The following is a 15,147-nucleotide window of genomic DNA, read 5'->3' as shown; positions in this document are numbered from 1 at the left end:
CTTTATATTGACACTAAAATAAGATCTATCGCAATTTTAAAGTCATTAGACCTAAAACTACTAATATAATTGTAATAATCCAAAAACGGATCACAACTTGCGTTTCTTTCCAGCCCTGCTTTTCATAGTGATGATGCAGCGGTGCCATTAAGAACACACGTTTATTACGCATACGCAAAGAGCCAATTTGTAAGAATACAGATACCGCCTCCATTACAAATACACCGCCCATAATTGCAAATACGATTTCTTGACGAACCATAACTGCAATTGTTCCAAGCATCGCACCTAAAGCTAAAGCACCGACATCACCCATAAATACTTGAGCAGGATGCGCGTTATACCAAAGGAATGCCAAACCGGCACCAATCATGGCAGAACAGATTACTACGAGTTCAGATGTATATTTCACATATGGAATATGTAAATAGTTAGCGAAACGGATGTCACCAGATAAGTAAGCAAATACGCCTAAGCCTGTAGCTACCATGACAACCGGCATGATTGCCAAGCCATCTAAACCATCTGTTAAGTTAACAGCGTTAGAAGCACCATTAATCACCAGATAGGTAAATACAATAAATGCCAAACCTAACGGAACAATTGAGAGTGGAATTGAAAGATTCTTAAAAAATGGAATCAATAAGTCCAACATGTTTGCGGTATGTTCTGCATTGGACTGTTGAGTTGCGATTAAATATAACGCAATACCAGCACCCAGCGATGCAACAGAAGTCCAGAAAAACTTCTTACGTGCAGGTAAACCTGCATTGTCTTTATAGCGAATTTTAATCCAGTCATCTGCCCAGCCTACAGCACCGAATACAACCATTACACCAAGCACAATCCAGACATAAGGGTTAGATAAATCAGCCCATAGTAAAGTACTAATACCAATTGAAAGCAGAATTAAAATTCCGCCCATCGTTGGTGTACCCATTTTTTTAGCATGATTTTCAGGAGCAAACGAACTTACTGCCTGACCGTATTTTAACGCTTGTAATTTACGAATCATGATCGGCCCAAGGACCAGACCAATGGTCAGTGAAGTTAATACACTGAGTAAAGAACGTAATGTTAAATAACGAACGACCTGAAACGAGCTGTGATAGCCCGCAAGTTGTTCAAACAACCATAACAGCATTTAAAGTTTCTCCATCAAATCAGCCATCAACGTTTCCATATGAGTAAAGCGAGAACCTTTAAACAGGAAACTCATGGACTGGGGTTGATGTGTTTGGATTAGATTGATTAAAAATGGAAGCGCCTCAGCTTGTGTCTGAAATGCTTTCACTTTATTAGAATGAGAGTCTGCACCCTCGAGAGCAGCTGGAGCGAACTGTCCAACTGCAATAATATGATCTAAAGGAAGTCCGGCAAGATCACGACCTAAATCATGATGCTCTTGCCAACTGCTATCACCTAACTCACCAATATCCCCCATGACCATCACTTTTACGCCTTGTTGCTGCAACAACACTTGTGCAGCAGCGCGCATAGAAGTCGGATTGGCATTGTAGGTATCATCAATAAATAAGTAAGGTGACTTTTGAATAAAGTTAAGACGACCTTTGGCTCCCTGAGCTTGCTCTAAACCTTGGACAATATCTTCTAGTCCAATACCAATTGCTAAAGCAAAAGCTACAGCTGCAGTCGCATTTTGAACGTTATGCTCACCCGCAAAAGGAAGCTTAACTGCACTGCTACCTTGCGGTGTATGAAGGTTAAAATTCGTTGATTGAGGCAATAATTCCACATCTGTTGCATAGACATCACCACCTACACCAAATGTAGAAATACGATGAGCTTTTGCAGCATCAAGAATCTCAGCAGTGAAGTCATCTTGTTTTGGCACGATTGCAACGCCATTTGGTAAAATATGACGATAAATTTCCGATTTAGCGCGGCAAATACCTTCACGGCCACCAAATTCGCCTAAATGAGCAGTACCAATATTTAATATGCCCGCAACATGAGGCTGAACGAGTTGTGATGTGTAATCAATCTCGCCTTGATGGCTTGCACCCAACTCCATCACCGCATATTGATGTTCCTTGCGAAGCTCGAGCAACATCATTGGTACACCAAGGTCATTATTTAAATTGCCTCGGGTGATTAGTGTCGGTGCTAAGCGCGACAATATACTTCCCAGCATTTCTTTGGTTGTAGTTTTACCGCTACTCCCCGTTAAGGCAATTACCTTTAATTGTGAGTTTTGCTCACGGCGATACGCTCCTAATTGCCCTAAAGCCAATCGGGTATCTGCAACAACGAGTTGTGCAATATCTACATCTAGCGGACGTTCAACGATAGCTATTTGACAACCATTTGCAGCAACTTGTGTAACGAAATCATGCGCATCGAAACGCTCACCTTTTAGTGCTAAAAAGGCATCCCCAGTTTCCGCATGACGAGAGTCCGTCAAAATACGTTTAATTTCAGTTTGAGGTATCTGGTCTTTATGCCAGTAGCCCTGTGTCGCCTGTTGTAATTGTTGAGCTGTCCACGGTTCCAAAGGTACGGTACTGGTGGTTGAAGTATGCATAAATAATCCTATTGTGCAGGGTAAGCAGCGTCTACAGTGTGATGTTGTGCATCTATCGCAGAACGCACTTCAACAACATCATCAAACCAGTGACGTACGCCATTAATTTCTTGATAATTTTCATGTCCTTTACCGGCAATCACAACAATATCACCAGCCTGAGCCTGCTGTGCAACAAATTTAATTGCTTCACGGCGGTCATGAATTTCATGCATACGGTGCCCTGAAAAATCGATTCCTTGCTTCATGTCAGCAAAAATTTGTTCAGGGTCTTCTGTTCTAGGGTTATCCGACGTCAAAATAACTGGATTTGCGCCATCCAGAGCTGCTTGAGTCATGAGTGGACGCTTACCGCGATCACGGTCCCCGCCACACCCAAATACAGCCCAAAGTTGATTAGAAACATGACGTTTTAATGTTTTAAGCACTTGAATTAATGCATCTGGTGTATGCGCATAATCAACAACAAATAAACGCTCACCATCACGAATAACTTGCATTCGGCCAGGTGCACCAATCAGTTTAGGAATAAAAGTAGCTAATGCTTTTAAATCAAAGCCTGCTTGCTCAGCAGCAATAAGTGCTGCAACCAAGTTTTCGACATTAAAATGCCCCAACAATGGACTTTGCACAGCAAAAGAACCTTGCGGGCTCACTAAATTAAATGTCGCCCCTGCTAAACTATAACTCAGGTCAGTAATATAATAATCAGCAGTATTTTGAGTAAGTGAATACGTTAAAATTTTCGGTTGAGCAGGATTTTGCTTTGCTGCATTGATCATGAAAGCAGCATGCTCATCATCTAAATTAATAACAGCTACTTTTAAAGAGCTAAAACGAAATAAAAGAGCCTTCGCTTCTGCATAAGCCTCTAAAGTGCCGTGGTAATCCAGATGGTCACGACTCAAATTGCTATAAACAGCAATCTCAATCGCACAACCATTTAAACGACCTTGTTCTAAACCATGTGAGCTTGCTTCTAAAGAAGCAAAAGTCGCACCTTGTTTTGCATAATCATGTAATGCATTTTGCAGTTGTAAAGCATCAAGCGTAGTGTGAGTTGATGGGGTTAAGTCTGGTAAAATACCATTGCCTGTAGTACCCATCACAGCACAGCGTTGTTGTTGAGAGCTAATTAATTCAGCCACTAGACGCGAAATTGTGGTTTTACCATTTGTACCAGTCACTGCAATAATACGCACTGGTGCTACGGGATCTATATGCTGTAAATAACGTTCTTGCCACTCACCCATACGTTGACGTACATCAGAACATACCCACTCATTTGCTACGCCCAACTCAGTCTCACTAATAATGGCAAGAGTACCATTAGCTAAAGCTGACTCAGCAAAAGCACGTGTTTTTTCAGGTTGGCTATAACTGGTCAAAGCGATAAAGATCTGGCCTAACGCAACCTTACGGCTGTCTAAACTAAAGCCTTGAAAAGGCTGTTTAGACCACTGTGCATCGATCTCGACTGGATTAATTTCTTGGAAAGAAACAGACATAGCTTACCTGCGAATAGGATTTTCTGGAGTATCAAGGGGCTTATCAAGCGGTACATTCATTAAGCGCAATGATTCTTGCATAATGCGTGCAAAAACAGGGGCCGCAACCAAACCACCGTAATAACGGCCTTGTGGATTTTCAACAACTACAATAACCGCTAAACGAGGATCACTAATCGGAGCTACACCTGCAAATAAAGCACGATATTCATTATTAGAATAACCTTTACGGTCTGCACGAAGTTTATGAGCCGTACCTGTTTTACCACCAACGCGATAACCTGGAATATTAGCTTGCTTTGCAGTACCGCCTGGCATCGTCACTTGCTCAAGCATAAGCAAAACCTGATCAGCAATTTTTGGAGCAAGAACTTGCTCACCTTTAGGAGCTTGATCGAGTTTATGCAAGCTTAGAGGCATTTTTACCCCATGATTTGCAAGCATTGCATAACCTTGCGCCAACTGAAGAATAGTTGCATTTAGACCATAACCATAAGCCATGGTACCAATTTGGGAAGAGTTTAATTTGCTTACAGGAAGTACTAAACCAGAGCTTTCACCGGGGAACTTCACAGCAGAACGTTTACCAAAGCCAGCACGGTTAAAGAAGCTTGGTAATGTTTCCTTAGGAAGTGACAACGCAATTTTTGCTGAACCCACGTTTGATGACTTAATAATTACGCCACTGACAGTCAAAGCACCATAATTATGCGTATCACGAATAGTATGCCAGCCTAAACGCATTGAACCTGGCGAAGTGTTGACAATAGTATTTGGCGTATATTGTCCAGTTTCGAGTGCAGCAGAAACTGTAAAAGGCTTCATGGTAGAACCTGGCTCGAACATATCAATCGCACCGCGGTTACGCATGGCATCTTTATTAGATAAACCGTTTTTATCATTCGGGTTATAAGATGGCCAACTGGTCATGGCCAGAATTTCGCCTGTTTTAACATCAACAGCAATTGCTGTCGCCGAACGAGCGTTATTTGCAACACCAGCAGCAGTCAACTCACGGTACATAATATATTGCAAACGAGAGTCGATACTTAAAGTGATGTTTTCGCCTGGTTCACCCTCACGAATAACCTCTGAAACCTTTAAGCGGTTACCACGCTTATCACGAATAATTTTTTGTTCGCCATCTACCCCAGAGAGTTGTTTATTCAACTGCATTTCCAAGCCTTCAATCCCTTGGCCTTCACTATTGGTTAAACCAATAATCTGAGCATTTGGCTGCGGTTGAGGATAATAACGTTTATATGTTTTCTCGGCATAAACGCCTTGGAAGTTACCCTTTGTAATAAGATCTGCCTGTTGCGGCGGAACTTCTTTTTTCAAAACCAAATAACGAGAACGTGGACGTGCATTCATCTGTTTTTTTAGATCTGCACGATCTAAACCAACCACATCCGCCAACTCATCAAGGTTTAGGTTTTTATCTGGTAATTGTCGTTTTAACTTACGATTATTTGGATCTTTTTTTAATTCGGCTGTAATTTCGTCATATAAATGCTTGGTATCAAAGTAATCACGTGGATCAATGACAATTTTCATAATAGGCGTACTAATGGCCAAAGGCACACCATGACGGTCACTAATAACCCCACGCATTGCCTCAATACGTTCAGTACGCAAAATATTGGCATTGGCCTTGTTTTGCAAAAAGTCTTTATTAATCACTTGCACATAAAATGCACGTGCTATTAAAACAACAAAACAGAGCAGTACTGTTGCCCAGAGCAGATAAAACCGCCACATATCGAAGGCAAGAGTTGGCTTTTCCGAAATAGACTGCTGTTTTTTCCGTGTTTGCTTTGTTCGCTTATCTACCATACAGCAAGGCCTTACTTATTTTGCTCTGAGGTCATGGGTAAAGAAATTACCACCGTTTCTGCAGCAGGTGGTGAAAACATGCGTAGTTGGGTTACAGCACGCGTACCAATCTGTGCTGTTGCACCGAAGGTTTGTTGCTCAATAAGCAAACGCCCCCATTCAGCATTGAGATCATCACGTTCACGCATATAAGAGCTAAGCTCTCTATAATCATGACGATATTCAAACACTTGAAAAACCACCATCATGGCACTGATAAAAACAAGCGCCACTAATACGGTGTATGCCACAACTTTTTTCACCACTTTATTTTCGGTGGTTTCAATTTCATCACTGCTTTTCATTACGCGCCTTTTTGTTCCAAGCGTTCAGCAACCCGAAGCCATGCACTACGTGAACGTGGGTTCGCTTTTACTTCTTCTTCACTCGCACGAACCCGTGAAATTTTCTTTAACCTTCTTGTATCTACCTGTTGCTGAGGCATTCCCCAGCCAATATCTTCTGCCAAAGTCGATTCTTTTTGAATAAATTGTTTGATTAAACGATCTTCAAGAGAATGGAAGCTAATCACAGACAAACGCCCTTTTGGTTTTAGTAAGTCTACAGCTTGTGGTAAAAATACTTCAATATCATCTAGTTCTTTATTAATAGCAATACGAATTGCCTGAAATGTACGTGTTGCTGGATGCTTATGTTTTTCCCACTTTGGATGAGCTGTTTTAACAAGTTCTGCCAATTGGGCTGTTGTGTCTAATTTTCCAGCTTGTTTAATCGCTTTTGCAATACGCCGACTATAACGTTCTTCGCCATATTGATAAATAATATTTGCTAATTGTTCTTCTTCAATTTCAAGTAACCACTCAGCTGCGGTTAATCCCTTAGAATTATCCATTCGCATGTCTAGAGGACCATCCTGCATAAAACTGAAACCACGTTCAGCTTGGTCGAGTTGAGGAGATGACACTCCTAGGTCAGCCATAATGCCATCAACACTCATCACACCAATTTCCTGCATTTTTTCTTTAATATCAGCAAAACTGGCATGAATAATGGTAAATCTTGGGTCTTCTTTTGCCAAAGCAGCCGCAACTTCCAAAGCTTGAGGGTCTTTATCAAATGCATATACTCGTGCATTTTCATCAAGTTTTGAGAGCAATAAACGTGTATGCCCACCTCGTCCGAAGGTTGCATCGATATACACCCCTGTTGTGCGATCTGCCAATAAGCTCTCAACGGTCTCAAAAAGTAAGACAGAAATATGCGACATAGGTGTTAAATCATTGCGTAAAAATGTAACTGCACATTATCACCTTGTTTATGATCAACGCCAAACGGCTTTTTGTAGGAAAATATTAATTTTTCATAGATAAAACCGTTTTGTTAGCACTTTTTAAGCAGAATAAGAAAGTAAGAATAATTTTCTAGAGTTAAATACGAATTAATAAAACTTTTTATTAAATTTTTTATCTCAAAAATTCTCATTTCCTTTACGCTTATTTTGTCAGAAACACTCGCGGATTTACCTTAGGATGAGATGAACCGGCAATCTTTTTTGGCATATTTAGCGATTTGATTTAACCATTTTTGCCGTTGGTCTGAACTTGCACCCCGCACTGTTCCAACATAATTAACTTTGACTTTACTAACACCACAAAATTGCAAAGTCGCTTTTTTAAGTTGTCGAGTACTTGGCTCACCATAGTACCAACGATAAAACCAACCTGGCTGATCTAAAGTCGTAATCAGTCGTACTGTTTTTGACTGTAAGTGACCAATAACACGATTGCTGTTTTCTCGGTAACTAAATACAAGATTCGGTAAAAAGAGTCGGTCAATAAAACCTTTAGCGATAGCCGGAAGCCCTCCCCACCACACTGGAAAGAACCATACCAAATGATCAGCAGCCTGAATTTTTTCCAGTGCATTCATTAAATCAGGTTCCAATTCCATTCGTTTCTCATAGCCATATTTTAAATTAGGCTCGAAATCCAACTTTGCAATCTCGATGAGATCTACCTGAACACCTAATGTTTTTGCCTGCTCCATATAGTTATGAGCTAATGCATGATTAAAACTAGTATCGGATGGATGACCATTGATAACTACAATACGTTTAGAGACTTGAGACATATATCGCCTTTATTGTCGCTCATTCAGATATCAATTGATATCTGAAATAAATAAGTAGCGAAAATATCTTATAAAAAATAAGATATCAAGTGATATCTCAACTATTCTTTTAGCTGACTCTTATGACTCTTTCTCGCAATGAAAAACAGATACAAACTCGACAGCATCTCATTGATGCTGGGTTTGCACTCATTTCTGAATATGGTTATAACGCGGTATCAATCAGGAATCTTTCTAAACAGGCAGGATATACTCAAGGTGCTTTCTACTCGAATTTCAGCAGTAAAGAAGAGTTTTTACTTGAGCTGATGCAACTTCAATTCGCTAAAGAAAATTTACAGCTACAAGAAATCTTTACCAGTGCTCCTTCAAATACGGAACAATTAATCGATTCATTGCGCAAATGGCTAACGGTTTTTTTTACAGACGATGAATGGCTTAAAATATCAATAGAACTACAACTATTTGCTGCACGTGATATTACCTTCGCCGAAGAATATCAAAAGGTTTGGAAAACTCATCAGCAAGAAGTAACGAAGATAATGAAGCATTTTTTTTCTTTAGTACCCATGGTTAAGCCTGATGACTATGATTCTATTGTCATAGAGCTTGTATCATTAAGTTATGGGCTAGCTTTACAATATATGATTTTCAAAGATGATATAGATCACTACATTAATATCTTTATCAATACTTTAGTAAAAAGATTAGGTAATTTTTAAATTAATCAAAAAATGAAATCTAAAAAATACAAAGAGCCGCTCAATTATTCAATAAGCGGCTCTAAACAAAAACTTAATTAATTATTGCTTCCCATCGTAAATTTGATCGAAGACAGCCCCATTAGCAAAGTGTGTTTTTTGGGCTTTAGCCCAGCCACCAAAAACATCATTAATGGTAAATAATTTAATTTTTGGAAATTGCGCTGCATATTTCGCAGCCACTTGAGCATTTCGCGGACGGAAATAATGTTTAGCAGCCAATTCTTGGCCTAAAGGTGAATATAAAAAGTTCAGATAACCTTTTGCCAAGGTACGATTCCCATCTTTATCTACGGTTTTATCTACAATCGCTACAGATGGTTCTGCCAAAATTGAAATTGATGGATAAACAATTTGATATTTATCCTTATCAGGTCCTTTCGTCGCCAACAAAGCTTCATTTTCCCAAGACAATAAAACATCACCAATCCCACGTTCGGCAAATGTCGTAAGTGAACCACGGGCTCCCGAATCTAGAACTTTCACATTGTGATAAAGCTTTTTCACCAACTCTCGAGCCTTAGCATCATTCCCACCCGGCTGTTTTAAAGCATATCCCCACGCAGAGAGATAAATCCAACGCGGCGCACCACCTGTTTTAGGGTTAGGGGTGATAATTTCCACACCTGGTTTTGTTAAATCATTCCAGTCGCGTATATTTTTCGGATTACCTTTTCGTACTAGAAACACGACAGTTGACGTATAGGGGGCAGAATTATTTGGAAATTCTTTTTGCCAGTTCGGCTGAATAAACCCAGCTTTCACAATCTCATCAATATCATTCGCTAACGCTAACGTTACGACATCAGCTTCAAGTCCTGTGGCTACAGCACGGGCTTGTTTGCCAGATCCACCATGTGACTGTTTAAATTCAACATCTTGCCCTGTTCGCTGTTTCCAAAATTTACCAAATGCTTGGTTATATTCTTGATAGAACTCTCGAGTCGGATCATAAGAAACATTTAAAAAAGAGGTAGCTGCTTGAGCCGCTGTTGTCGCTATTCCCACATATAAAGCGACAGCTATTATTGATATTTTTTTCATTTACAAAATCCATCATTCGTTTTAGTTTAACTATATTTTTAATTTTATTTTTTACAATCAATTACTTATATTTATATCTTTTTTATTAATCTTTTTTAGATATATAGCTGAAAATGTCTAAGTTATTTCATTTTTGAAAAATTTTGTAATTATTCTTACAACTTATTTAGGACCTTCACTTTATCTACACATTAATTTGTTAAATAATGAAGCGTAAAGGATACATATGGTCTACATTTGAGTCGGCCAGTTTAAAATATAGGTAAATTTTGTAAAAAGTGTGACACAGTTCCACTTTTTTATTAATATTTATGTTTAAATCGTAGCATTACCGTAATTTTACATTTTGTTAAACTCAAAAAATAGATGAAATGTAATGAACAGAGGGGATGATTAACAATGAAAATTCATTATGGAAAAGCTTTGAGCTTAAGTTTGGTGCTGGGTTTAGCATCACAGTTTTCTGCAGCAGCAGTACTTAAAGACACTCCAAACAAAACAGGTTCAGATAAGCAAACTTCGCTTATTGAAAAAGCTTTAGATCAGCAGAAACGTAACCCTATCGTGTTACCTTCTACAAATGATGAGCTTAAGGTTCTTAATACTATTCGCGTTACTCCAACCCAAAATTTTCTTGCTGCACAACACGAACGTTTTTCACGTTTTGTTCAGGCAATCTTTCAGCCGCATGCTTCTTAAAATCTGAAACATCCCCTCTTCGTTTCAGTCTTAGCCCAGACTGACGTTAAATAAAACGTCAGAATACTGGGCTTTTTCGTTATAATAGTTTCAATCTTTATTCTGACCCATTATCTATGAAAGTTCGTACTCGTATTGCACCTTCCCCTACCGGTTTTCCTCATGTTGGCACAGCCTACATTGCTTTATTTAACATGTGTTTTGCGAAGCAACATGGCGGAGAATTTATTTTAAGGATTGAAGATACAGACCAACTTCGTTCTACACCAGAATCTGAAAAAATGATTTTGGATTCATTACGTTGGTTAGGTTTAAATTGGTCTGAAGGTCCAGATGTAGGTGGCCCGCATGCGCCATATCGCCAATCTGAACGTATGGGAATTTATAAGCAATACGCATTAGAACTTGTTGAAAAAGGTCATGCTTTTTACTGTTTCGCAACAGCAGAAGAACTTGATCAAATGCGTGCTGAACAACAGGCACGTGGCGAAACACCAAAATATGACGGCCGCGGTTTAAAACTTTCTCAAGAAGAAGTGACTCGACGTCTTGAAGCAGGTGAACCTCATGTCATTCGTATGAAAGTGCCTGAAGAAGGTGTTTGTAAATTTAACGACTTGCTACGTGGAGAGGTTGAAATTCCTTGGGCTCAAGTCGATATGCAAGTCCTTCTAAAAACAGATGGTTTACCAACTTACCACTTGGCTAACGTTGTTGATGACCATTTAATGGAAATCACTCATGTATTGCGTGGTGAGGAATGGCTTCCATCTGCACCGAAGCATCAGTTGCTTTACCAATATTTTGGTTGGGAAATGCCAACTCTTTGCCACATGCCATTGTTGCGCAACCCAGATAAATCAAAATTGTCTAAACGTAAAAACCCGACATCAATTAACTACTACCGCGATATCGGTGTATTACCAGAAGCCTTATTAAATTATTTAGGCCGCATGGGTTGGTCAATGCCGGATGAAAGAGAAGTTTTCACATTACAAGACATGATGGATAACTTTGATATTCAACGTGTATCACTAGGTGGACCAATTTTTGACGTTGAAAAATTGAACTGGCTTAACGGTCAATGGATCAAAGGTTTAACACCTGGCCAATTATTAGACCGTTTATTAACATGGAAGAGTGATCGCAACACTTTAGAAGATATTGCTGCCGCTATTCAACCACGTATTAATTTACTTTCAGAAGCTGTAAATTGGGCTGGTTTCTATTTTAACCATATGCCACAAATTACTGCTGAAATGTTTGAAAGTAAAAAATTGACTCAAGAGCAAGTTCGTCAAAGTTTACAATTTGCAATTTGGCGTCTTGAAGGTCAGTTTACTTGGAATAATGACACCGTTAGCCAAACCCTAATGGATCTTGCGAATCAGATGGGCATTAAATTACGTGATTTCATGCCAACGTTCTTTATTGCAATCGCCGGTTCAATGAGTTCGACCCCAGTGATGCAATCAATGGTTACGCTTGGACCTGATTTAACTTTCGCTCGCTTACGTCATGCCCTAGAAATTGTAGGCGGACCAAGCAAGAAAGAAGTTAAAAATTGGGAAAAACTCAATGAGAGCTTAAAATTGCCGAAAAATGACGCAACTAGCGAAGTTTAATTCATTTTTTTGTTGACGTGTGAGCGCATTCACCCTAAGATTGCGCTCACACAAACTGGGGTCATAGCTCAGTTGGTAGAGCGCTACAATGGCATTGTAGAGGTCAGCGGTTCGATCCCGCTTGACTCCACCACGCTCCTTTGTGTTTGCCTCATCAAGTCCCTATCGTCTAGAGGCCTAGGACATCGCCCTTTCACGGCGGTAACCGGGGTTCGAATCCCCGTAGGGACGCCATATTCTGCTTTAAAAATTATTAAAAGACTCTATCGTCACCTTACTGTTTATTCTTTATCTCTTTCTAGATTGCACATTTGTCTATTTTATCTAAAATAGCGTCTTTCTTAATTCTCTCAATGTGTAATATGCAGCCATCTGACAAACAACTAGATGCTCATCAGCATCAGAACAGTACTGCACCTTTAAAAAGAGCCATGAGTACTCGCCACCTTGTGATGTTATCACTGGGCGGAGCGATCGGAACTGGTCTATTTTTAGGTTCAGGGGAAGTCATTTCACAAACTGGAGCTATTGGCGCAATTATTGCCTATATTCTTGGTGGCGCGATCGCTTACATGGTCATGCTCTGCCTAGGAGAACTCGCTGTACACATGCCTGTTTCAGGTTCTTTTGGTGCCTATGCCAAAAAATACATTAGTCCAAGTACAGGCTATATGATTTCTTGGATGTACTGGTTAACTTGGACTGCAACGCTTGGAACAGAATTCACAGCCGCAGCATTGCTCATGCAAGAATGGTTCCCTCAGATTTCAATGTGGATTTGGACAATTATTTTTGCAGTTACTATTTTTGGCTTAAATATTAGTTCAACGCGTATTTTTGCTGAGTCTGAGTTTTGGCTAGCCCTAGTTAAAGTCGTCACGGTCATTGCTTTTATTGTTCTTGGCTTATTAGCAATTTTTGGTTTAATTCCATTCCATGGTGCCCAGACTGCTCCACTATTTAGCAATCTTACAGCTCAAGGCTGGTTCCCTCATGGTTTAATTCCTATTTTTACGACCATGCTAATTGTTAACTTTGCTTTCTCAGGAACCGAATTAATTGGTGTAGCAGCTGGCGAAACAAAAGATCCAGCTCAAAATGTACCAAAAGCGATTAATGCCGCGATCTGGCGCCTACTTATTTTCTTTGTAGGTACCATCATTGTTATTAGCGCCTTACTCCCATTCCAACTCGCAGGTCTAGGCGGTGATGGTGTAAGTAGCAGTCCTTTCGTGACCGTATTCAATTATATTGGCATTCCATATGCGGATGACATTATTAGGTTTGTAATTATTACTGCTCTACTTTCAGCAGCAAATTCTGGCTTATATGCAGCTTCACGTATGATGTGGTCTCTGTCAGAACAAAAATTACTACCTAGTGTGTTTGCGACTTTATCAAAAAGTGGAACACCAATCGTTGCTCTAGTTGTAACCATGTTTGGAGCAATTCCAGGTTTGCTATCAGAGCAATTTGCACCAGAGACTATTTTTAAGAATCTGCTTGGCGTAGCGGCTTTTACCATGGTGATTGTATGGATGAGCATTTGTTTAAGCCAGTTCAATTTCCGCCGCCAATGGTATAAATCAGGCCATACTGTTAAAGACTTACAATATGCTGCGCCTTTATTTCCTATTGTGCCAATTTTAGGTTTTATTTTCTGTTTTATTACTTGTTTAAGTATGGCAGCAGACCCTGAAATGCGTGCTGGTTTTGTAGGCTGTCTCATTTTCACAGCTTTATGCTATGCCAGTTATTTCATTTTTTATCGTAATAAAGACTAAGACTGTCGTTATTCAATTAAAGTGTAGCAAAAAGCTACACTTTTTTTTGCCTACATACTGGTTTTATATATCAGACCACGGTAGATTAAAATTTATATTAAAAACAATTCTTTGTATAGAATGAAAATTATATTTATCCACGGGATGAATCAACAAAACTACACAGCACATCGCTTGAAAGAGCATTGGTTAAAAGTGTTTAAGCTCGGCCTAAAACAAATGCCTTGCAGAGTTAATATCCGTGATCTTCATATTCACATGCCATTTTATGGCGACTTAATGACCAAATACCAATTAAGCAATCAATTAGACCTTAACACGTTGTTACCTAAATCATTTTTTAATAATTATTTCCCTATTAACGTACACCCAAGTAATCCCCCACCTAAAGAGCACACTCCATTTGTTCCGTTGTTACGTCCCTCAACCGATCAAGCTGAGCAAAGCTTCTCAGAACGACTTTATCTCACTTCTCAATTAGTTAAAGATCGCGTACTGAAAGAACTAGTTGTTCTATTAAATAACTTTCCTAAACTGCATGAAAGTTTGATTCAACAATTCCTTATCGAAACCTATATGTATTTATCTAATCCAGAGTTCATGCAGGAAGTACATCAAAGAATTTTAAAGAAAATGCGAGAAGAAGAAGATTATATTGTGGTGGGACACTCTCTTGGTTCAGTTATCGCTTTCCAATTATTATCAGATCCATCTTATCAATTCTCAGTTAGGCGTTTTATTACCCTAGCTTCCCCTTTAGCTTTTCGCGTGATTCAAAGTAAGCTCCCGAGTCCAATTTCTAGACCGCCATGTATTTACGGTGATTGGTTTAATTTTTACTCTCAAGACGATTTTTTGACCGCTTTTCCCTTATGCGAGGCCCCATTTAATTTTGATCGTGCCATTATCAATCAGAAAATTTATACCTTTGCCAACCAACCGCATGAAATTTTAGGATATTTACAACATCCGTCGGTCATAAAGGCAATTATTGAACCTTTTCAGAAAAATGAGGGCTAAATGTATATATTTTCTACAATTTGAGTTATTTTTAATCGCTTGATTGTTTTTTTTAATATTTCTTCAGAAAACTATTTGACACTTTTATTAAATCGACCTAATATACGCCCACCTCTGAAACGTCCCTATCGTCTAGAGGCCTAGGACATCGCCCTTTCACGGCGGTAACCGGGGTTCGAATCCCCGTAGGGACGC

General features: G+C 39.4%; 13 protein-coding genes and 3 tRNA genes. 8 read left to right on the top strand and 8 right to left on the bottom strand.

Annotated elements, in window-relative coordinates; genetic code table 11:
• Window positions 1-25 precede the first annotated feature (25 nt).
• The 7 genes from mraY to RMA94_RS06785 form a co-directional block, all read right to left on the bottom strand.
• Entirely contained in the window at window positions 26-1,144 is a 1,119-nt protein-coding gene (gene mraY, locus RMA94_RS06815) for a phospho-N-acetylmuramoyl-pentapeptide-transferase (protein ID WP_002116751.1), read from the bottom strand.
• Complete coding sequence (gene murF, locus RMA94_RS06810; protein ID WP_311082325.1) at window positions 1,145-2,545, bottom strand: UDP-N-acetylmuramoyl-tripeptide--D-alanyl-D-alanine ligase; 1,401 nt, start codon at window positions 2,543-2,545, stop codon at window positions 1,145-1,147. It abuts the gene before it with no gap.
• An 8-nt stretch (window positions 2,546-2,553) separates the two neighbouring features.
• On the bottom strand, window positions 2,554-4,053 hold the full coding sequence (locus RMA94_RS06805; protein WP_311082323.1) for a UDP-N-acetylmuramoyl-L-alanyl-D-glutamate--2,6-diaminopimelate ligase: 1,500 nt from the start codon (window positions 4,051-4,053) through the stop codon (window positions 2,554-2,556).
• A 3-nt stretch (window positions 4,054-4,056) separates the two neighbouring features.
• On the bottom strand, window positions 4,057-5,889 hold the full coding sequence (gene ftsI / locus RMA94_RS06800; protein WP_002117016.1) for a penicillin-binding protein PBP3: 1,833 nt from the start codon (window positions 5,887-5,889) through the stop codon (window positions 4,057-4,059).
• Between the two features lie 11 nt (window positions 5,890-5,900).
• The gene (ftsL, locus tag RMA94_RS06795) at window positions 5,901-6,233 is read right to left on the bottom strand and encodes a cell division protein FtsL (RefSeq protein ID WP_002116847.1); all 333 of its coding nucleotides are present in this window, start codon (window positions 6,231-6,233) and stop codon (window positions 5,901-5,903) included.
• Complete coding sequence (rsmH, locus tag RMA94_RS06790) at window positions 6,233-7,156, bottom strand: 16S rRNA (cytosine(1402)-N(4))-methyltransferase RsmH (RefSeq protein WP_033848923.1); 924 nt, start codon at window positions 7,154-7,156, stop codon at window positions 6,233-6,235. The genes ftsL and rsmH overlap by 1 nt, the downstream gene beginning before the upstream one ends.
• A 257-nt stretch (window positions 7,157-7,413) precedes the next feature.
• A complete protein-coding gene (locus tag RMA94_RS06785) occupies window positions 7,414-8,019 on the bottom strand; it encodes an NAD(P)H-dependent oxidoreductase (protein WP_130173038.1) in 606 nt (201 codons plus the stop codon).
• A gap of 122 nt (window positions 8,020-8,141) precedes the next feature.
• Between RMA94_RS06785 and RMA94_RS06780 the strand changes: the two genes are divergently transcribed.
• On the top strand, window positions 8,142-8,741 hold the full coding sequence (locus tag RMA94_RS06780) for a TetR/AcrR family transcriptional regulator (protein ID WP_130173039.1): 600 nt from the start codon (window positions 8,142-8,144) through the stop codon (window positions 8,739-8,741).
• A gap of 81 nt (window positions 8,742-8,822) precedes the next feature.
• Here the strand turns inward: RMA94_RS06780 and RMA94_RS06775 are convergent, their stop codons facing one another.
• Window positions 8,823-9,824 (bottom strand): sulfate ABC transporter substrate-binding protein, encoded by a 1,002-nt coding sequence (locus RMA94_RS06775; RefSeq protein ID WP_202724358.1) that lies wholly within the window; start codon window positions 9,822-9,824, stop codon window positions 8,823-8,825.
• 399 nt (window positions 9,825-10,223) lie between these two features.
• Here RMA94_RS06775 and RMA94_RS06770 point away from each other — a divergent pair, with 399 nt between their 5' ends.
• From RMA94_RS06770 to RMA94_RS06740, 7 genes are all read left to right on the top strand, one after another.
• Window positions 10,224-10,523, top strand: coding sequence for a hypothetical protein (locus RMA94_RS06770; RefSeq protein ID WP_016142869.1), 300 nt, complete (start codon window positions 10,224-10,226; stop codon window positions 10,521-10,523).
• A gap of 116 nt (window positions 10,524-10,639) precedes the next feature.
• Entirely contained in the window at window positions 10,640-12,148 is a 1,509-nt protein-coding gene (gene gltX, locus RMA94_RS06765; protein WP_151302261.1) for a glutamate--tRNA ligase, read from the top strand.
• A gap of 57 nt (window positions 12,149-12,205) precedes the next feature.
• Window positions 12,206-12,281, top strand: a tRNA-Ala gene (locus RMA94_RS06760).
• Between the two features lie 25 nt (window positions 12,282-12,306).
• A tRNA-Glu gene (locus RMA94_RS06755) sits at window positions 12,307-12,382 on the top strand.
• A 128-nt stretch (window positions 12,383-12,510) separates the two neighbouring features.
• The gene (locus tag RMA94_RS06750) at window positions 12,511-13,932 is read left to right on the top strand and encodes an amino acid permease (RefSeq protein WP_086264786.1); all 1,422 of its coding nucleotides are present in this window, start codon (window positions 12,511-12,513) and stop codon (window positions 13,930-13,932) included.
• 120 nt (window positions 13,933-14,052) lie between these two features.
• A complete protein-coding gene (locus RMA94_RS06745) occupies window positions 14,053-14,952 on the top strand; it encodes a hypothetical protein (RefSeq protein WP_202724359.1) in 900 nt (299 codons plus the stop codon).
• A gap of 121 nt (window positions 14,953-15,073) precedes the next feature.
• Window positions 15,074-15,146 (top strand) — tRNA-Glu (locus RMA94_RS06740).
• Window position 15,147 lies beyond the last annotated feature (1 nt).

The organism is Acinetobacter sp. V115_6 (assembly GCF_031799025.1).
Taxonomy (GTDB): Bacteria; Pseudomonadota; Gammaproteobacteria; order Pseudomonadales; family Moraxellaceae; genus Acinetobacter; species Acinetobacter pittii.
Note: the sequence above shows the minus strand (reverse complement) of the source record. Positions and strands in the feature narration are given on the sequence as shown.